Origin of the sequence: Paraburkholderia phymatum (genome assembly GCF_038900715.1) — a bacterium.
GTDB lineage: Bacteria > Pseudomonadota > Gammaproteobacteria > Burkholderiales > Burkholderiaceae > Paraburkholderia > Paraburkholderia phymatum_A.
The window spans coordinates 92,703-112,092 of the sequence record NZ_JAYMRZ010000024.1 but is presented as its reverse complement, the minus strand read 5'-3'; the positions used below and the strand labels follow the sequence as shown (position 1 = coordinate 112,092).

At 62.4% G+C, this 19,390-nt stretch carries 17 protein-coding genes; 2 read left to right on the top strand and 15 right to left on the bottom strand.

The features are described 5' to 3' along the window. The first annotated feature begins 3 nt into the window (after positions 1–3). Positions 4–945: a dihydrodipicolinate synthase family protein gene (locus VSR68_RS33500; RefSeq protein WP_342943864.1), complete on the top strand. Its 942-nt coding sequence runs from the start codon at positions 4–6 to the stop codon at positions 943–945. Between the two features lie 63 nt (positions 946–1,008). Here VSR68_RS33500 and VSR68_RS33495 read toward each other — a convergent pair whose 3' ends face one another. The 11 genes from VSR68_RS33495 to VSR68_RS33445 form a co-directional block, all read right to left on the bottom strand. Beyond that, positions 1,009–1,239 carry a hypothetical protein gene (locus tag VSR68_RS33495; RefSeq protein WP_342943863.1) on the bottom strand — a complete coding sequence of 77 codons (231 nt, stop codon included), beginning with the start codon at positions 1,237–1,239 and terminating at the stop codon, positions 1,009–1,011. A 151-nt stretch (positions 1,240–1,390) separates the two neighbouring features. Next, positions 1,391–2,698, bottom strand: a complete 1,308-nt coding sequence (locus VSR68_RS33490; RefSeq protein ID WP_342943862.1) for a TolC family outer membrane protein — start codon at positions 2,696–2,698, stop codon at positions 1,391–1,393. Further along, positions 2,691–4,808: a peptidase domain-containing ABC transporter gene (locus VSR68_RS33485; RefSeq protein ID WP_342943861.1), complete on the bottom strand. Its 2,118-nt coding sequence runs from the start codon at positions 4,806–4,808 to the stop codon at positions 2,691–2,693. The genes VSR68_RS33490 and VSR68_RS33485 overlap by 8 nt, the downstream gene beginning before the upstream one ends. Before the next feature lie 4 nt (positions 4,809–4,812). Continuing rightward, complete coding sequence (locus tag VSR68_RS33480) at positions 4,813–6,015, bottom strand: HlyD family efflux transporter periplasmic adaptor subunit (RefSeq protein WP_342943860.1); 1,203 nt, start codon at positions 6,013–6,015, stop codon at positions 4,813–4,815. A gap of 54 nt (positions 6,016–6,069) precedes the next feature. After that, positions 6,070–6,936, bottom strand: a complete 867-nt coding sequence (locus VSR68_RS33475; protein WP_342943859.1) for a hypothetical protein — start codon at positions 6,934–6,936, stop codon at positions 6,070–6,072. A gap of 229 nt (positions 6,937–7,165) precedes the next feature. Then, the gene (locus tag VSR68_RS33470; RefSeq protein ID WP_342943858.1) at positions 7,166–7,297 is read right to left on the bottom strand and encodes a hypothetical protein; all 132 of its coding nucleotides are present in this window, start codon (positions 7,295–7,297) and stop codon (positions 7,166–7,168) included. 110 nt (positions 7,298–7,407) lie between these two features. Next, entirely contained in the window at positions 7,408–8,319 is a 912-nt protein-coding gene (locus tag VSR68_RS33465) for a fimbrial protein (protein ID WP_342943857.1), read from the bottom strand. A gap of 152 nt (positions 8,320–8,471) precedes the next feature. Continuing rightward, positions 8,472–8,717, bottom strand: coding sequence for a hypothetical protein (locus VSR68_RS33460; protein ID WP_342943856.1), 246 nt, complete (start codon positions 8,715–8,717; stop codon positions 8,472–8,474). A 115-nt stretch (positions 8,718–8,832) separates the two neighbouring features. Then, positions 8,833–11,829: a fimbria/pilus outer membrane usher protein gene (locus VSR68_RS33455; protein ID WP_342943855.1), complete on the bottom strand. Its 2,997-nt coding sequence runs from the start codon at positions 11,827–11,829 to the stop codon at positions 8,833–8,835. Positions 11,830–12,053: 224 nt separating this feature from the next. Continuing rightward, positions 12,054–12,803 (bottom strand): fimbrial biogenesis chaperone, encoded by a 750-nt coding sequence (locus tag VSR68_RS33450; protein ID WP_342943854.1) that lies wholly within the window; start codon positions 12,801–12,803, stop codon positions 12,054–12,056. Between the two features lie 114 nt (positions 12,804–12,917). Further along, positions 12,918–13,466, bottom strand: coding sequence for a fimbrial protein (locus VSR68_RS33445; RefSeq protein WP_342943853.1), 549 nt, complete (start codon positions 13,464–13,466; stop codon positions 12,918–12,920). A gap of 334 nt (positions 13,467–13,800) precedes the next feature. Here VSR68_RS33445 and VSR68_RS33440 point away from each other — a divergent pair, with 334 nt between their 5' ends. Next, positions 13,801–14,460, top strand: coding sequence for a response regulator transcription factor (locus VSR68_RS33440; protein ID WP_342943852.1), 660 nt, complete (start codon positions 13,801–13,803; stop codon positions 14,458–14,460). Between the two features lie 106 nt (positions 14,461–14,566). Here the strand turns inward: VSR68_RS33440 and rhaS are convergent, their stop codons facing one another. From rhaS to VSR68_RS33420, 4 genes are all read right to left on the bottom strand, one after another. After that, a complete protein-coding gene (rhaS, locus tag VSR68_RS33435; RefSeq protein WP_087739263.1) occupies positions 14,567–15,574 on the bottom strand; it encodes a rhamnose ABC transporter substrate-binding protein in 1,008 nt (335 codons plus the stop codon). A 98-nt stretch (positions 15,575–15,672) separates the two neighbouring features. Continuing rightward, the gene (locus VSR68_RS33430) at positions 15,673–16,692 is read right to left on the bottom strand and encodes an ABC transporter permease (RefSeq protein ID WP_342943851.1); all 1,020 of its coding nucleotides are present in this window, start codon (positions 16,690–16,692) and stop codon (positions 15,673–15,675) included. Beyond that, positions 16,685–17,782, bottom strand: a complete 1,098-nt coding sequence (locus tag VSR68_RS33425) for an ABC transporter permease (RefSeq protein ID WP_342943850.1) — start codon at positions 17,780–17,782, stop codon at positions 16,685–16,687. The genes VSR68_RS33430 and VSR68_RS33425 overlap by 8 nt, the downstream gene beginning before the upstream one ends. Further along, positions 17,779–19,323: a sugar ABC transporter ATP-binding protein gene (locus VSR68_RS33420; RefSeq protein WP_342943849.1), complete on the bottom strand. Its 1,545-nt coding sequence runs from the start codon at positions 19,321–19,323 to the stop codon at positions 17,779–17,781. Before VSR68_RS33420 ends, VSR68_RS33425 begins: the two co-directional genes overlap by 4 nt. Between the last annotated feature and the right edge of the window lie 67 nt (positions 19,324–19,390).

Genomic DNA, 19,390 nt, shown 5'->3' with positions numbered 1-19,390 from the left:
ATCATGACGACCATCACGTCACGCCTCGATTCTTTTTCGCCGCGCGGCATATGGCCCGTGCTCTACGCGTACTTCGACGCCGACAACGCGCTAGATCGGCGCGCCATTCACACGCAGATCGATCGCACGATCGAAGCAGGCGCAAGCGGCATCGTGATTCTTGGTCTCGCGACTGAAGTGAACCGTCTGTCGCTGGAAGAGAAGCAACGCTTCATCGAATGGACCAGCGAACATATCGGCGATCGCGTTCCGCTGGCCGTCACGATCACGGGCGATACCATCGAAGCGCAACTCGCGCTCGCGGATTACGCAGTGGAACACGGCGCGTCGTCGCTGATCCTCCAGCCGCCTTCCATGCGCGACCAACCCGAATCGTTCTACTTCGATTTCTTCTCGCAAGTCATGGCGCGCGTGAAAGCGCCCGTGGGAATTCAGAATGCGCCCGAGTATCTGGGCGTGGGCTTGTCGGTGCAATCGCTCGTCGCGCTTTCGTCGCAGTGCCCGCAATTTCAGTGGCTCAAAGGCGAAGGCCCGGCCACGGTCATTCAATCGACGATAGAACGCCTGCGCGAACAACGCAGTCCACTGCCCGTTTTCAATGGACGCGGCGGACAGGAACTCATCGACAACCTTCGCGCCGGTTGCGCGGGACTGATCGTTGCGCCCGATACATTCGACTGGCAAGCCGCCATTTACGACGCGTTTGCCAAAGGCGATCATGCGAACGCAGAAGCGCTATATGAGCGCATCCTGTCGTCGATCGTATTCGTGATGCAATCGCTCGATGCTTTGACGTGCTACGGCAAACGCATCGCTGCATGGCGGATGGGTTTCGACGTCGCTCACGATCGCGGCATGCGTCCGACCGCGTTCGGACTGGAATGCGCGCGCCGGTTTGCGCGCCGGCTCGGTCCATTTTCGGACCAGCGCCAGACGCGCGTCTGATGCAAATGCAAAGGGGGAAGACGCTTGCGCGCTTCCCCCTTTCGCCTCAGCGTGGCGCGCTCGTTACTGCGCTGCCGATGCTGCTTCGTCGCTGGCTGCCTTCGGCGCTGCCTTGTGAGCGTGGTGCTTCTTGGCGTGATGCTTCTTCGCGTGGTGCTTTGCGGCCGGTGCCGAAGCCGGTGCCTGTTCCGTGGCAGCGGCAGCCGGTGCTGCGGCGGCGGGTGCCGATGCCTGCGCGAATGCGGCGACCGAGAACAGACCTGCCAGAGCGGCAGCGATGATGTGCTTGTTCATTGACTTGATTCCTCAAAACCTTGCATTGATTAAACGGCTCATGGGCCGCCGACCTGATAGGTCATCGCTCTAAACGCCTCGCCCGACAAAGCGTTGACGACTTTTCCACCGCCCCTTCATTTTTGACAGTTCTTGACGAACAGTTGAAAGTTCAACGAAGCAACGTGTTGATCTCGACGACATCCGTGAGACTCAACGTCGACGTATCGCCTTTGAGCTGCAACAACGTGACGACGGCGTCGTAGCGGGCTGCGAGGAGATCGCGCTGCGCCGAATAGAGCGTATCGATGGCGCGCAATACGTCGATGCTCGTGCGCGTGCCGACCTTGTAGCCGATCCGTGTCGCCGCGAGCGTTTCGCGGCACGACGCGACCAGATGCACGAGCATGTCCACGCGTGCGCGGCCTTGCTGATAGCGCGCGTAGTTGTCGCGAGCGGATGCGTCGGCCGTGCGCGTCGCGCCGACGAGCGCTTGCATCGCCTCATCCTGCAGCGCCTCGGTTTGCCTGACTTTCGATTGCGTCGCCCCGCCGGCGTACAGCGGAATCGACACGGCGAGCATGCCCGTCGCCGTCGTCGTCGGTCGCGCATAGCCGGATGCCGCGCCCGACGGCGTATAGCTGCCCGTCAGAAAGACGGACGGATAGTGCTCGCCCTTCGCCTTGCCGACATCGAACTTCGCGACCTGCCATTCGAGCTGCTTCTGTTGCACCGGATAGCCGTGATCCTTTGCCTGATTCGCCCACGCATCGGCATCCTCGGGCGCGAGACGCGGCAGCGCAAGCGTATCGGGCAAACGCGACAGCGCGGCGAACGGCACGCCCGTCACCTGTTCCAGCGCGCGGCGCTTCGTAGCAAGCGCGTTTTGCGCGTCCGACTGTTGCAACGTGACCTGTTCGCGCGAGGTCAGCGCTTCGCGCATGTCGATGACGGTCGCCTCGCCGGCCGCGCGGTTGCGCTGCAGAATCTGGATCTGCGTGTCGACGGCGGCGCCGTAGTCGGACGCGCGCTTCACTTCGTCCTCCGCCGCGAGTTCGTCGAAGTACGCGCGCACGGCGCGCAGCAACGCCGTCTGCTGCGCGACGTCCACGTTGACTGCGCCCAGTGCTTCGACGTAATCGGCCTGCCTGTAGGCCTCCCATTTGGTCCAGTCGAAGATCGGCTGCGTGAGCGACACAGTCCAGCCGTTCTGCCAGTACGACGTGCGCGGAAAGCCTTGCGTCGCGATGCTGTTGTACGTGCGTCCCCAGCCTCCGGAGATCTGCGGCAAAAGGGCCGCGCGCGCCTGCGGCACCGCCTCTTTCGCGGCGACCTGAGCGGCCCGCGCCTGCGCGAGATCGGCGTCGCGCCCGAGTGCCTGCTGCACGACGGTGACGAGATCGGCGGCCTGAGCGCTCGCGCCGATGTTCAGCAAGCAGAAGGCTGCCGCCATCGCGATTGAGTGTTTGAAACTATGCATGCAACGGGTCCGATTCGATATGACCTTGATGTGACGGCTCGCGCATAAACGCACCGTCGATGAGCCGGTAGCGCGTGCCGAAGCTCGCGGCAAGCGACATGTCGTGTGTAATCACGACGACCGTGCAATCGAGGCGCTGCAGCAGCGCGCCGATGTGCTTGACGGATGTGGGATCGAGATTCGACGTGGGCTCGTCGAGCAGCAACAGGCTGCGCTGCTGATACAGCGCGCGAGCAAGCAGCAGGCGTTGGCGCTGGCCTGCCGAGATGTTCGCGATGGTGTCGCTGATCACCGTGCGCGCGCGCATCGGCAGACGCATCACGTCGTTCCATAGGCCCACGTCTTCGAGCACCGACTGCACGCGCGCCTCGTCGATATTCCCCGAGAACAACGACACGTTATCCGCGATCGAGCCGTGCAGGATCAGATCGCCCTGCCGCATATGCGCTGCGTGACGGCGGATTTCATCGACGGTGAGGTTCGGCCATGCAATACCGTTGAGCGACATGTCTCCATGCTGAAGCGGCACTGCCGCCGACAGCAGCTTGAAGAGCGTCGACTTGCCCGCGCCCGATGGGCCTATGATCGCAATCTTGTCGCCCGCGCTGATGTCGATGCTCGCGTTCTTCAGCACCGGCTGGTCGGATACGCCATAGCTGAATGTCACGTCGCGCATTTCGATGCGCTCGAACGCGTGCACTTCCGTTGCGCGGTTGGTATCCGAAGGCGGCGTGTAACGCTCTTCTTCGCATTCGACGATATCGTCCACGCGCGCGACGGGCACGCTCAGCATGAAGTGCGAGAACACGCCGTTGACGGTGCGCGCAAAACGCTCGGACATCAGCGACTTGTAGATCAGGAAGGAATAGAACACGCCGACGGACACTTTGCCGCCCAGCATCAGTTGCGCGGAAAACCACGTGATCGCGAGCGTATCGGCGTACTGCACCGCCTTGAGAATGGCGTCGCGCGCGCTGCTCAAGCGGTTGTCGGTCAAAAGCGCTGCGACGTACTCGCGATACTTCGTCATGAAAATTGCCGTGCGCCGCGTCTCGCCTTGTGCGAGCTTGATCAGCGACGCGGCGCGTATCGTCTCGATCAGCGCATCGTCGCAACGCGCGGAAGTTTCGAGCACGAGCGCGTGGTTGTCGCGCATGCGAGCGAACATGCCCAGCGCGATCGACAGATAGACCACGAAGATCGCCACAGCCACAGCCGTCAACCGCGGGCTCTGGATCAGCATCAGCGCGAGCGCGAACACGCCGACGGCCGTGTCCACGCACATATGCGTGAAAGTACGGACGGCCTGCACGCTGATTTCGTCCTGTGCCTTGAGACGCGCATAGACGTCGCCGACATGGCGCTTTTCGAACCACGACATCGGATTGCGCAATAGCTTGCCCAGCAGCCCTTCCGTCGTGTTCATCTGCGTGCGCTGATGCAGCAGTTCGATCAACCGCGTTTCCACATACTGGCTCAACGCGCCGACTGCGAAAATGCCTGTGAATGTCAGCACCAGCACGTTCAACAGATTGACGTTGTCGACCGCGACGACATAGTCGAGCACCAGACTGCCGAGATACGGTGCCGCGAGAATCGCGAACTGGCTGCCGAGCATCACGAACATCACTTTCGCGAGATGCCTGCGCAGATCCGGATTGAGCGCGCGCACGCGCGCCAGCGCTTTCGGAACCTGGGATTTCACCTTTACGCGCGGCATGCCGGGTGTCGGCGAACATTCGAGCAGGAAGCCCGACACGGCCGCGGCAAACGTGTCCATCGAAATGCGCCGCCGCCCCGTCGCCGGGTCGATGACCTGCACGTGGCCGCGTCCGCACTTCTCGAAGACGACGAAATGCGCGCCGCCGAAATGAAGAATCGAGCCGCGTTTGATGGTCGGCACGTCTTCGAGTCCGAAGCGATAGGCCTGTACCGCCAGTCCGAACTCGGTGGCCATGTCGTAGAGGTCCATCAGCGAGAGGCCGTTCGCGGAGATGGGCCGATGTGCGGACAGTTCGCGCACCTCGGTCGCGCGGCCGAGATGCGTGAGCACCATCGCAAGACACGCGTAGCCGCATTCCGCGACTTCGTTTTGATAGATCGTGCGCATTCCTTCAACCTCTGATCATGCGAAACAACGGCTCAAGTACCCACTCCGCAATCGTTCTGCGTTCGACGACGATGCTCGCCGTCGCGCGCATGCCGGGCAGGATGTCGAAGTGCTGCTTGCCGTAGTCGAACGTTTTGCCGCGCAAGGTCGCCCACGCCATGAAATCGCCCTCACCGTTGTCCTTCGGACGCGTCGCCGCCACAGGCGATGGCGACATTGGCGACTGGACCGTGGTCTGCGAGATTGCGTCGATGCGCGCTTCGTAGGTGCCGAATTTCACGTAGGGAAACGCGTCGAACTTGAGACGCACGGTCTGTCCTGTCTGCACGAAGCCGCGACGGCGCGACGGGATGCGCAGCGCGGCGCGCAACGCGCCTTTGTCGTCGGTGGAAATGACGAGCGCAACATCGGCGGGGTCCAGCGTGCGGCCGGCCACAAGAGCGGAGAACGTCACGACGCCCGACTTCGGCGCTGAAATCGTGGAATTCTGGCGAGTCTGTTCGAAACGCATCTGGATGTCCTGAACATCGCGCGCATGTCTGGCATCGTTCTCCTTCAACTGTGCCGCCAGGTCGCTTTGGGTGCTGCGCAGCGTCGCGATTTCGCCATTCAGCTGCTCACGCCGCGCGACGCCTTGCGCCACCGAGACCTTCGCCTGATGCGTGTCGGCGCTCGCCTGCTCGATGCGATCGGCGCTCACGTAGTCGGACACCGATTGCAGCCGGCTCAGCTTGCGCTGTGCCTCGATGACGAGTTGCCGGTTTTGTGTGACCTGTTCGTCGAGCGCGGCCACCTCGGCGCGGCGGCTTTCGGCCGTCGCATTCGACGCGTCGAGCTGCGCGCCCAACTGCGCCTTGCGCTGCTCGTACTGCTGATCGGCGGTGCGGATCTGTTCATCGCGCATCTGCTCGTCGAACATGGGCCGCTGGCGCCCATCGCTCGCAAGCGACAGATCGCGTTGCACGCTGAAAAGCGGCATGCCCTCGATCACGCGCTCGCCGGGATGCACATAGACAGACGACACGAGCCCGTTCAAGCCCTGCACCTTGACGTCGGATGGCGAGACGATTTCGCACTGGACGTCCTGCTTGAGTTCGACCTGATGCACAAATCCGAATGTGACGGCCGCGACGACGATGCCTGACGCGCAGTAGGCAATCCATCGCCACGGCACGTCCTTGAATTGAGGAAGACTGGTTGGTTCCATAATGTTCTGCGCGACTGCTACAGCCCGCATCGACTCTCTAAGGGCTATTAAGTGCTATTTCGCAGGCGCAAACGCATACAGGGAAGGATGACCCACCACGAGCGAACTCTCGAAGTTGGTCATGAGAGCCTGCTCGATCTCGCACGCGACGCGTTGCGGCGCGTCGGGGTCGGCGAGCCGTATGGGATCGAGGATAGTGCCGTCAAACCTGCCGCGCTCGAAGCGCAGATAGAACGGCAACAGGATCGCGTCGAGCGACGCTCCCATGCGGAACACGCCATTGTGAATGCGAGCCGCGTGGCCGAAGATGGACACGCCGACGGTCTCCATCGGGTAGCGATGTAATGTGTACGGCGGCACGTCGGCAAAGATCACGACGACACCGTTGCGCCTGAGCGAGCGCGCGACCTGCAGTCCGAGGCCGCCGCGATTGTCCTGACTGTAGGTGTACAGCACATCCACGTTGGGAATCATCGCGTCGTCGCTGCCATAGAGATCGCGCGGCACGCCGGACACGACACCGATGCGCGAAAGGCCGAGCTTCGCGCGCAGATCGTCGATCACGTAGATGTTCGCGTACTGCGATACGTAGTGAAACGGCGACACGATGATGGGCCGTCCGGGCGCTTCGCTCTTCAGCTGCGCGATGGTCTGCGCAAGCATGCCGGCAATGCGTTGAAGGTCGGGCCATGCTTCCGCGAAATGGCGTTGACGACCGAAGTGAAGGCGCTGGTCGATCAGCTTTTCCAGGGTGCGGGCTGCGAGCAGGCGACGGTTGCTCACGCCGCACTTCTTCATTACATCGAGCGCGAACTCGCGGCGCTCGATGCCGCTCCAGCGGACGTTGGGACTGTATAACCGTTGAAACAGCACGATCGCATCGGCGATTGGCTCTATTGCGCCCAGCGAAATGCGCGACATCAGCGCGCGAACGGCGAAACGTCCGAGGCTTTTGAAAGCGCGATCCAGGCGGCGCCGAATGGCGCCAGGCCACTCGAGCGGGGACTTCCAAGACATCATAAAGTGAGAGATTCAGAAATCGGAAGCGGAGGCGGAAACAGGCAAACAAGTGCAAAAGCCCCACGCTCATGGCGTGGGGCTATCTCAGCGCTATGCGGTCAATAATGACCGGGGTGTACTGGAGCGGTGATTACAGGGTGTTATTGCCGCCATTGCCGCCAGTTGCCGGCGGCGTCACCGGCGTCTTCGGCTTGCAGCAGCACTTGCAGCAACCGCCTGCGACCTTCGATTGTTCCAATACGTTGCGTTCGACTTTTTGCATTTCTGTTACCTAGTAAAAAAATTATGGAAGTCACAACTACTTCTACTGCCAACACCAACAGCGATATCGCTACCCCTGTCAATACTTGAATGTCGTTTCGCGGGCCGCCGTCATTGATAGGACATCGTGAACGTGGCCGATCCGTTTGCCGCCCCCCCGCGGATCGTTGACAACGTCTGCACGTAGCGTGCGCTCAGCGGAATCGTGGTTACCGTGCCGTTCACCGGACCGATATCGATCTGGTTGGTCGTGCCGGCGATGTTCGAATCAGGTCCGTATGAAACAGCCGCTCCGTTGCGCAAGATCTGAATACCGACGCCGCTGGCCGTCGATGTTGAACTCAACGGCAACGTGTTCGTCTGGTTCGATGGATTGGCCGCATCCGTGAACGTAATGTGGAGATCTGTCGACAGCCCCGTACAATCGACTCCGATGCTGAAATCCGCCGGCTTGGAGCCCGACCCCACCGTCGTGAACTGGTTGACTGGTACTGCTCCGAGATCCACGCCGATCGACGGCGTAGTGACCGAACAGGTCTGGCTGATGATCTGAATGGCGTTCGAGATCGACACTGTCGAGTCCGGAAGTCCGTTGATCGTGACGTCCATGTAATTACCGGCCAGCAATGTGGGATTGTTGAGCGTCTGTTTCAATTTGACGAGTTGCATCGTCAGGGGGGATCCAAGCGTCACAGAACAAGGCGACGCGGTACATGTCGTTCCGTTTGGCGCGAAAGTCGCAGCGCCTAAGTTTCGTGTGCCAGTCACATAGTTGCTGGTGCCAGCGTTCGCCACCAAGGTGAAACCGATTCCCGTATTTCCAATCGGCGTAACGTTGCCTGACGACGCGATACCGCCCTGATCGTTAGTGAAAACGGCGGGCACCGTTTCGGAACCAGTGAAAGTGCACGTGACGCCGTGTGATGCGTCCGCCGGCCCCGTGACGGTGACCGATGCGCCCGGTATGGAGGCATTGACGGGCAGATCTCGCGGCACCACGATGGAAGGAGGAAAGGCCACCATGAACTGCGCCGGAGTAAGCGCAGTGCACGTCGCCGCGCGTACACCCATAGGCAGAAGTGCCCACATCAACACGCATGACAGAACCGAGAGCCATCTTGCTTTCCGCTCGCCATGCGTGTGGCTCGTGCTCACATATGAGAGAAGCGCGCGCATTACAGCCCCCTCCAGCCTCGTCGCCCGCTTTGCTGTTGCGCAGCCTGAGCGGCCGCATTCGCAGGCTGATTCACAACCGCCGCCGAAGTGCCGACAGGTGCCGCCGTGACCACAGGCTGGGTGACGACGGGACCGCGCCCAATTGCGCCGCGCATCGTGAACTGCTGCGTGAACGGACCAACCACAGGCCCACTCGCGAGCGCGCTGTTCGCAAAAGTTATCGTCGCCGCGAAAGCAGCAGCCATCGACGTAGCTCGCGCCACCCGATACAGACATCCGTGCATTTCATTCACCTCTGTGATTTCATCCGCCTGTGCGATGTTCGCATCGCAAACATCACCACGTCCGCACACTGCTGCGTCACTGCGCTACAGCGTTATTCATCGACAAGACCGACAAAGTCGAAACGCGCGCCTTCGTCGTCACAGGCGCAGCGCTCATCAACTGCATCAGCCGCCCCGCGCCGTCTGTCTGATCGGTCGTCGCGACATTCGACGCAACCGCTTCTTCGATCGCGGGCGCCGCGTAACTCGTGCTGACCACGGGCGCCGCGTCGACTGGCGGCTGGCTGTCGCCCGTGGAGATGGCGGGCTTCGGCTGCCAGTCGTCCCACGCCGACGTGCGCTTGACGACCTCTGTCGGCACGCGCAGCGGAGCGTTAGCCGCTCGCGCGAGTGTCGGGAAGGTCGGCCCCAGCGCGACGGGCTTGATCGGGTTTGCCTCGGCCACGGGCTGAGCGGGAGTCGCCGGCACTGCGTGACGCGCGGCTTCCTGCGCGTCGGGCGCTGCGTTCGCAGCAGGCACACGTCCGGCAGACTGCGCGCCGTCGATTTCTACGATGGGCTTGCGCTCGACGGCAACGGGCTTCGACGCGCCCGCCTGCGTCGACACGCCATTCGATGCAATGCCGACGTCGCCGCATACACCCGTCGCGTGTGCATACGAACCCCGGTCCTCGGAACTCGGCGGCAAGCGGTACGTGATCTCGCACGTCTGATCCGCCTCGCTGCCCCACTTCGCGATCAGCGTGCCTTCGTCCGCGATCCCGCGCACAAACAACTGGCTGTTCTGACCGATTGCACCAACGGCATTGCCCTTCTCGTCCGTGACCGTCGCGCCGAACGGTATCTGCGCGCCGTTGGGCAGACGCGTCGAAATGATGGCCGAACGCCCCCTTGAAGTCGGAAAGCGCACCATCACGACCGAGTTCGCCCGCGGCGCAATCTGCTGGCTCGTAGCCTTCAGTTCGACATCGAGCGGAATGCCCTTCGGATCGATCTCGACCGTGTTGAGGGAATACGGCGACAGATAGGGCACGACTGCATAGCCTCGGCTGTCGATACGCACGCCCGATGCATTCGTGACGCGCGCGCCCGCAGCATCCTTCGCCTCCACGACAGCAATCGTGTCCCCCAGATAGTTCGCGAGCGTGAGGCCGCCCGGATGCGCGACAACCGCGCCCTGGATGCCCGCCGATACCTGCGAATAGCCCGATCCGCCGCTGGCGCTGCCGGAGAAGGTAGCAAAGGGTGCGCGGTACTGTCCATTGCCGCCGGCCGTTGTCGTGCTGTCCGAATGCGTGCCGAATACGCCGTATGTGAACTGGTTGTCGGTGCCCGCCGCACCAGCGAGCATCGCCTGCTCCGACCAGCCGGCATTGCTGTCGCGCATGACGGCTGTCGTGAGCGACGGAGCGTGTTGCGACTTGCCGAGCGGCACGGAGAGGCTGGCATATACCTGATTGCTCACCTGCCCATACACGCCATTGGTCTGCCGCGACAACGACAGGTTGTAGGCGACGTTCGTATCGAGCACGCGCAAGAAGTTGTTGTAGCCGACCTGAAACTGCGTCAGCGTGCCACGACGATTCCAGTAGTCCGACGTCGAACCGACGGCATACAGGTTGCCGTACTTGTCGCCGAGGCTCTGGTTCAGCGTGATCTGAAGCTGATTACGCTGATGGTCGACGCGATTGGGATCCTGGCCCCGGTCCACCCAGCTACGTGCAACCATCGCGTCGCGCAGCGTCCAGAAGCCGCTCGACGAATATCGATACGCCGCAACGGCCACGTTCGTATTCGTCTCCGGCAGAAACTTGCTGAAACCAATGCGGAAGCTCTGGCCCGTCGTGGCCTGCATGCGTGGAATATCGGACTGCGCTTCCGTGAAGTCGGCCGACAACGCGCCGATCGGCGTATTGAACGCCGCGCCGACCAGTGCGGCGATGTAGCCGTCCGCGAGAACCGTGCCCGCGTAGCCTGTGACCAGATTGCTCAAGCCGCGCTGGATCGTACCTTGCACGAGCGCCTTGTGACCCGACACCTCGGTGTCGCGTATCACGCCCGCGACCACGTTGTAGCGAGTCGCGCCCGGCCTCAACAGCTGCGTCACCGATGCGTACGGCACCGTGAAGCTATGCTGGCTGCCGTCTGCCTCCGTCACGGTCACGACCAGATTTCCGCCGTACCCCGTGGCATACAGGTCGTTGATTTCGAATGGACCCGGCGCGACGACCGTTTCATACAGACGATTGCCGTTCTGCGTCACGGTCACGTGCGCATTCGAAGTCGCAATGCCTCGAATGACGGGGGCGTAACCGCGCATAGAGTCAGGCAGCATGCGATCGTCGGTGACGAGCTGCACGCCTTTGACCCCGACGCTGTCGAACACCGCCCCGTCCGTATACGAATCGCCGAGAATCAGCTGGCTTTTCCACGACGGAATATCGTGCTGCAAATACGTCGCGATGTTCTGATACGACGTGCCTTGCCCGGTAGCCTGCAGGATCGAAGACTGCTGACGCAGATGCCAGCTGCCGATATTGATGCCCGCAGTAAGGCCAAGAAAGGACTGCGTACCTGAGAAGCCATGCCCAGAGTAGTGAAACGTGTTGGCGTTGTAGCCGAGCGTCGCCGACGTGACGCCCTCATCCCAAAGCTCGGGGCTGACGTACCCTTGCGGATTGCGCAGCACGATTGCCTGAGGAAGGCTCACGTCAAGGCGCAAATCGGACATGTCGAACTGATATGACGCGCTATCCGAAATACCCGGCAAGCTCGCGCACTGCCCAGCCACTGCCTTTGCGACTTCCGCTCGCGCGGAGTCGGGAAGCCCTTCAATGTTCAGGCCGAAATGCGTCAGCAGCGATTTGTCGAAACACGGTACCGCACTGTCCCGGCCGTCTTGCGCAACGAAGCGCACCGTGCTCTTTCCCGCCCAGTTGCCGTTCACATAGACGTCGACGGGAAAATCGCCAGCCGGCACGGGAGTGCCACGCTCGAAGCGCGAAACGTCGAGGCTTTGCCCGCGCGGCTTCATCAGCAACTCGTCGTTGAAGTGAACGTCCGCGACCGTCATCGTTTGCGCGTGAGCCGCCATGGGAACCCAGGCCGCAAGTGCGCCGAGCACCAATGCGTGACTACGCCTGAGCGCGGGGCGATTCAAATCGCAGGCAAAAACAGTCTTTTCGTTGAAGCGCATATCAAGGATCGCAGTTCGTGTGGTACGGATGCGCTGCGCACAGACACCCAACACGGTGCCGGATGGCAGACGCGTCGAGTCTCGATGACGTGCAATGGAATTCAGTGCTCGGCATGCGGGCGGTACTTCCCGCTCACGCCCGCACCGTAATCGTCGACAAATCCATAGTCCACTTCAGTCGGCACAGCGCCAGGCGGCGGCGTATTGCCGACATCGAACTCGGCAGTCGCACCGGGATTGACCATGCCACCCGTCTGATTCGTCCATTTCGACGAGCCGACGGTCGCAGTCATGTTCGTGAACGTCACGTGATACGGCGTCGGGTTCGTCGCCTGCAATGCGTATCCGCCGTTGTGACCGTGCACGAACTTCCATGCCACCTGCGCGGGCGCTTCGCGAGCGTTACCCCGCAGTCCTGCGGGACGGAAGAAGAACTTGATGCGCGAGCGGAACGCGAGCTGCAGCATGTTCTTGTCCACGTTCGTGTCACTCGGAGGCACTTCCAGCACGTTGAGCCAGAAGAGCGTTTCCTTGTCCTGCGCGAGCGGCTCCTGCGTATACACGACGCGCAGCGTCTGCCCTTTCTTCGAATCGAGACGAAAGAGCGGCGGTGCAAGCGTGAACGGCACTTTGGTATCCTGCGGCAACGCCCGGGGGTCGCCGTCGTCGAGCCACGCCTGCACGAGCGCAGGCAGACTACCTTCGTTGGTGAGCTTGACGGTGACTTCCCGTTCGTCCGACGGATAGATCACACGCGTTCCGTTGATGACGACACTCGCCTGCGCGCCAGCCATGCCAAGCACCAGCGCAACGGCCGTCAAAGCCGTTATCAGTTTGTTCCTCACTGCCATTTCACTTCGCTCGTTTGATTTCGCGAACCATAGTCCGCTGTGAAATCCGTCGCGACCACCCTTGCATGAACGGTGGCCGAGTGATCGCGTACTTCGACCCAAATCGTTGAACGATTACTGATAGATGATCGTGTACTGCGATGTGGTCTGGACCGAGCCCGCACCCGCTGCGCCGCCCTTTGCCACGTACTCCGCGATGTACGACAGGGTCGCGCTGCCCGAGGCGATCGAGGCCACCTTCACGTTCTGCGTGGTAGCACCCTGACCCAGATTGATCTTGCTGGTGTCGCCATTCAGCAGACCCACTTCAACGTTCGTCGCCGTACCGGTAGCGTTGATCAACTGCCCCGTCGTCGTGTCGACGGTAGCGCCCGGCTCGAAGTACACACCCGCGCTACCCGATGCCGGCGTGCAGTTGGTCAGTGCGATAGTGAACGGCGTACGCATCGCCCAATCCGTGTCTTTGGGGAGCGACGACACCGACACTGTCGGCAGCGACACGGTGAAGTTGCTGCCTTGACCATTGCCGCTGATCTGGCATGTCGTCGCCGTGATGTTGCCGCTGAACGTAATCGTTCCGTCATATGCAAACGAAGCCGTCGGCAACGCAGCACCCGCGGCGATAGCCATCGCGATCAGCAATCCTGATTTTTTGACTTTCATATCTTTTTCTCACAAATAGAATCGGGAAGCAGCAAACTGTTTGACGGCCATCTGCACAACCAGAAAGTGCCTCAAACCGTCCGACGAAATTATGCTGATCGTTGGTGCGTTCCGGTATCGGATTTCTTCGAAATATCTAACGATTGCGATAGAAGCGGATCATTCGTGGATATTTTCGTCATCCTTACGACATCCGTTTGATTCGTCGCCATACTGCGATATAGAATCCGCGTCACTTCAGAACTGCGGACAAGTCTCCACCGATCAGCAGGTCTCCATCTCAAATCTTCCGCATGCAGCAGACACGGGGCCCGCGCCGCGCTGCCTTACTATCATGAACGCCACACGCGAGTTCAGGATTGCCATTGCCGACGACCATCCGGTGATCCGACATGCTGTCATCAATGCGCTAAGCAGCCTTCCCGGCTTTACCGTCAACGCGGCCGTGAAGTCGGGAATGGAGCTGCTGGAGACGCTGTCCAGCGGCCTGTGGGACCTGATCGTCACGGACTTTTCGATGGACAGCACGCAGCGCGACACCGACGGACTCGCGTTGATCGCTCGCCTGCGCAGACAATACCCGCGCATTCCCATCGTCGTGTTCACGATGCTCAACAACGACGACACGCTGATCCGGCTGTCACGCTCCGGCGTGGCCGGCATCGTCGACAAGACCGAGGGCATCGCGGAATTTCAGGCTGCGGTACTCGAAGTGACGAGCCATCGCGGACCTTACTTTTCGCAGAAGATCCGCGCGCGCCTGCTGCGTCGCGTGGGCGACGACGCGCTGCAAAGCGGCAAGCCGATGCTGACAAAGAAGGAACTCGAAGTGATACGACACTTCGCGGCGGGTGCGTCGCTGACCGTCATCGCGCGGCAGGTGAACCGCTCGATCTCGACGGTCGCCACGCAAAAGAGCACGGCAATGAAAAAGCTCCGCCTGGAGACGAATGCGGATCTCGTCAAATACGCACAAGAGCACGGGCTCGCCTGATGCTGCCGCGCGTCACGTCGAGTCGCGCTCGCGACGTGCGTGGCAAAGAAAAAGGCCGCTTGCATCGCGCAAGCGGCCTTTCTTCCGTCAAGCAAACTGAAACGCGTCAGAAGTTGAAGTTGTCGATATTGTTCGCATCGAACGTGGTCGGCGGACCGAGAATGATCTCGCCTTGCGGGCCGATCGTGCGCTTGCCGAGCTTGCCCGCGTCGAACGATTCACCCTCTTTGCCCGTGATCGCACCCGACGCGAGACTGGCCGCCGCGTACGCCGCGAGATAGCCCAACTGGCCCGGGTCCCACAGCTGGAACGCCTTCACGGTGCCGTTCTTGACGAACGCGCGCATCTGGTTCGGCGTGCCGAGGCCCGTGACAGCGACCTTGCCCTTGCTCGACGACGACGAGATATACCGCGCCGCCGCTGCAATGCCCACCGACGTCGGCGCGACGATCGCCTTCAGGTTCGGATACGCCTGCAACAGCCCTTGCGTCTCGACGAACGACTTCTGATCGTCATCGTTGCCGTACGCGATCTTCACGAGCTTCATCTTCGAATACTCGGGCTTCTTCAACTCCTCCTGCATCCACTTGATCCACGTGTTCTGGTTCGTCGCGTTCGGCGTCGCGGACAGGATCGCAAACTCGCCCTCGCCGCCCATCAGCTTCGACACCAGCTGAATCTGGCCGCGCCCGATACTCTCCGCGTTCGCCTGATTCACGAACAGCTGGCGGCCTTCGGGCGCCGTATCGGAGTCGAATGTCACGACCTTGATGCCTTGCGACATCGCCTTCTTCAGATACGGCACGAGCGCGTTCGCATCGTTCGCCGCGATCACGATCGCGTCCTGGCGTTGCGTTGTCAGCGTGTTGATGTACGACACCTGCGACGAAGCGCCCGCGTCCGACGGTCCCACCACCTTGCCCGCACCGTTGAATTCCTTGATCGCGGCCATGCCGCCGTCGTCGGCGATTACTTCGTATGGGTTGTTGATCTGCTTCGGCACGAACGCGATTTTCAAGCCGGACTTGATGCCGGCCGCGCCCGCCGCGGCGCTGATGCCCAGCAAGGCCGCGCAGAGCATCAGCGCTCCCGCGTGACGCAATGGTCTGTTCATGTGTTGTCTCCTGGTGGTGGATCGGACTTGTGCTGTCCGGGTTTGTCGATTGAACACGTTGCCCGTCTGACGCTTCTTCTACCTTCTTCTACCTTCGTCTACGGTGTGGCCTTCGTTTGCGCGGCAATCAGCTTGCGGTCGCGCATCGCGCGCCAGCGCGCGACCACGTTCGGAATCAGCACCGATGCGAGCAGCAGCGCGCCCGTCACGATGGTCAGCGTTTCGCTGGAAACGTCGTCGAGCGTCAACGCATTCTTCAGCACGCCGATAATCAACAACGACAGCAGCACGCCGACCATCGATCCGCGTCCGCCGAAAATGCTCACGCCGCCGAACAGCACGGCCGCGATCACCGACAGCTCGAAGCCTTCGCCGTTGTCGCCGCGCGCGCTCGTGAAGCGCAGCGTGTAGACGGTGCCCGCCAGCGCGCTCACCAGCCCCGACAATACGAACAGACGCAGCCGCACTTTCGCGACCTCGATGCCCGAGAACGCAGCCGCCGTCGAGTTCGCGCCGATCGCATAGAGGCTGCGGCCGAATGCCGTCGCCTGCAACAGCACGGTGAAGAGCACGGCGCACACGATGACGATCACGAACGGCAGCGGAATGAACGTGCCGCCGAGCGTGTCCATCCCGAACGCGGTATAGCCCGCCGGAAAATCCGCGACGGCCTGATCGCCGAGCAGCACGTAAGCGAGGCCGCGAAACAGCGCGAGCGTGCCGATCGTCACCGCGAGCGAAGGCAGATTCAGCTTCACGATCACGAGCCCGTTGAACAGCCCCGCAAGCATGCCGAAAAGCAGCACCAGCGCGATCACGACGGGCATCGGCAGACCCATGTGCCACAGCACGCCCATCAGCGCGCTCGACGCGCCGAGCACCGACGCGACGGACAGATCGATTTCCGCCGCGACGATGATCAGCGTCATCGGCAGCGCCATCAGCGCGATCTCGGTCAGATCGGCGAGCACGTTGCTGAGATTCGCGCCCGTCAGGAACACGGGCGACAGCGCGCGCCCCAGCCCGAGCGACGCGATCAGCACGATGACGAGCAACGTTTCCCAGCGCAGCGGCGTTTCGCGCTTGCGCGTGAGCAGCGCGGAATCGGGTTTAGCCATGATCGCGTTTCCTCATCATGCGTTTGGCGACGGAGCGGGCGAGCAGCGTATCGGCGGCAATGGCCGCGACGATCAGCGCGCCTTCGATCGCCTGCTCCCAGAACGGCGACACGTGCAGCACGACGAGCGCAATGCTGATCACGCCGAGCACGAGCGCGCCCAGCGTCGCGCCGAGTATCGTGCCGACGCCGCCCGTGATCGCCACGCTGCCGACCACGGCGGCCGCCACGACCTGAAGCTCGATCCCTTTCGCGGTGCTCGCATCGACGGTGCCGAAGCGCGCGAGCCACAACGCGCCCGCAAAACCGGCGATCGCGCCCGACAACAGGAAGCCCGACATCACGCGCCGTTCGACATTGACACCCGCGAGCCGCGCCGCCTCGGGGTTCGAGCCGATCGCGTAATGCTCGCGTCCCGCGCGGAAATGCTTCAGATAGAACGACAGCGCGAGCAGCACCACGGCTGCGATCAGTGCGAGCGTCGGAATGCCGAGCAGCGTGCCCGTCGCGAGACGCGAGTACGCATCGGGCAGGCTCGTCGCGTTGATCTGGCCGCCGTGGACCCACGCGTAGTCGGCGCCACGGAAGATGTAGAGCGTCGACAGCGTCGCGACGAGCGACGGCACGCGCCCCACCGCGATCAGCAGCGCGTTGATGCCGCCCGCAACGAGCCCGATCGCGACGCCTGCAAGAAGCGCCACGAGCACGGGCATATGCGGAAACGCGACGTACAGACTGCCGACGGCATACGCGCTGATCCCGACCGTCGAGCCGACGGACAGATCGATATGCCGCATCAGGATCACGACCGTCATGCCCGCCGTGAGCAAGCTGATGATCGACACATTGAGCAGCACGTCGCGCAGATTCTGCAGATTCACGAACTGCGGCCGCGCGAGCGACGTGCCCAGTATCAGCAGGATCAGCACGATGAAGAGCGTCGTCTCGCGGCTCTTCGCGAGTGTAGAGACGAAGCCGCCGCGACCCGTGCGCGTGTGTTGCGGCGGCGCGTGCGCGATGGGCGCTGCGTGCGAAGGAACCTGTGACGCGGCGTGTGAAGAAGTATGTGAAGCAGTCGAATGCCGGATCATGCTGCGCGCCCCAGTAGTGCCGCCGATTGTCCGAGCGCCGCGCTCATGATGCGCTCTTCGCTCGCGTCGGCGCGCGCGATCTGCGCGCTGATGCGGCCTTCGTGCATCACCAGCACGCGGTCGGCCATGCCGAGCACTTCGGGCAGCTCGCTCGAAATCATCAGCACGGCCATGCCTTCCTGCACGAGCTCGGACAGCGCGCCATACACTTCGGCCTTTGCGCCGACGTCGATGCCGCGCGTCGGCTCGTCGATGATCAGCACTTTCGGGCCTGTCGCGAGCCACTTGCCGAGCACCACTTTCTGCTGATTGCCGCCCGACAGCGTGCCGACGGGCGCGGACGGATCGCTCGCCTTCAACCTCAGCCGCGTGCCCCAGCGCGTCGCGAGCTGCGTTTCGCTGCGCGACGAGATCAGGCCGTGGCGCACGAGCCGTCCGAGCACCGTCATCGACGCGTTGCGCGCGATGCTCAGCTCGAGCGCGAGCCCTTGCTGACGGCGGTCTTCGGGCACGAGCGCGAGCCCCGCGCGCACGGCTGCGGCGGGATTGCCCGTCTTCAGCCGCTTGCCCGCGATATGCACGTCGCCCGAATCGATGGGATCGATGCCGAAGATCGCGCGCGCCACTTCGCTGCGGCCCGCGCCGACGAGCCCCGCGAGCGCGACGATTTCGCCCGCGCGCACGTCGAACGACACATCCTTGAACACGCCGATGCGCGTCAGGTTGCGCACCGACAGCCGCACGTCGCCGGGCGTCACGTCGGCCTTCGGATAGAACGTCTCCAGATCGCGCCCGACCATCTTCGCGACAACCGATTCCGTCGTCATCTCCGAAGTCGGCGCATCGAATACTTTCGCGCCGTCGCGCATGATCGTCACGTGCTGCGTCAACGCGAACACTTCATCGAGCCGATGCGTGATGAACAGGATCGCGACGTCGCGCTCGCGCAGCTTGCGCACGATCGCGAAGAGCCGCTCGACTTCGGGCAGCGACAGCGCGGCTGTCGGCTCATCCATGATCAGCACGTTCGCGTTCAGCGACAGCGCCTTCGCGATCTCGATCACCTGCTGGTCGGCGATCGACAGACCGCGCACGAGGCGATCCGCGCGCAGATCGACGCCGAGCGATGCGAGCAGGCTGTCGACTTCGCGGCGCATCGCATCGTGCTGGATGCGCCCGAAGCGATCGACAGGCTGCCGCCCCATGAAGATGTTCTCGGCGATCGACAGATCGAAGAACAACGTCGGTTCCTGATAGATGACGGCGAGTCCCGCGTCGCGCGCTTCGGCGGGCGTCGCGAAGCGGCGCTCGATGCCGTCGATGCGAAGCTCGCCCGTATCCGGCTGATGCACGCCCGCGAGAATCTTCACGAGCGTCGATTTGCCCGCGCCGTTTTCGCCGAGCAGCGCATGCACTTCGCCGGGCCATAGCACGAGTTCGCCGTCCGACAGCGCGCGCACGCGTCCGAACGATTTGCTCGCATGCCGCAGTTCCAGTCTCGGCACTTCCTGAATGTGTTGCTGCACCCTCTCCTCCTTCATGCTGCGACCGCGTGTTGTCGGATGCTTCAGATGGCCAGATGCTTCAATGCCCCGATGCTTCAATGCG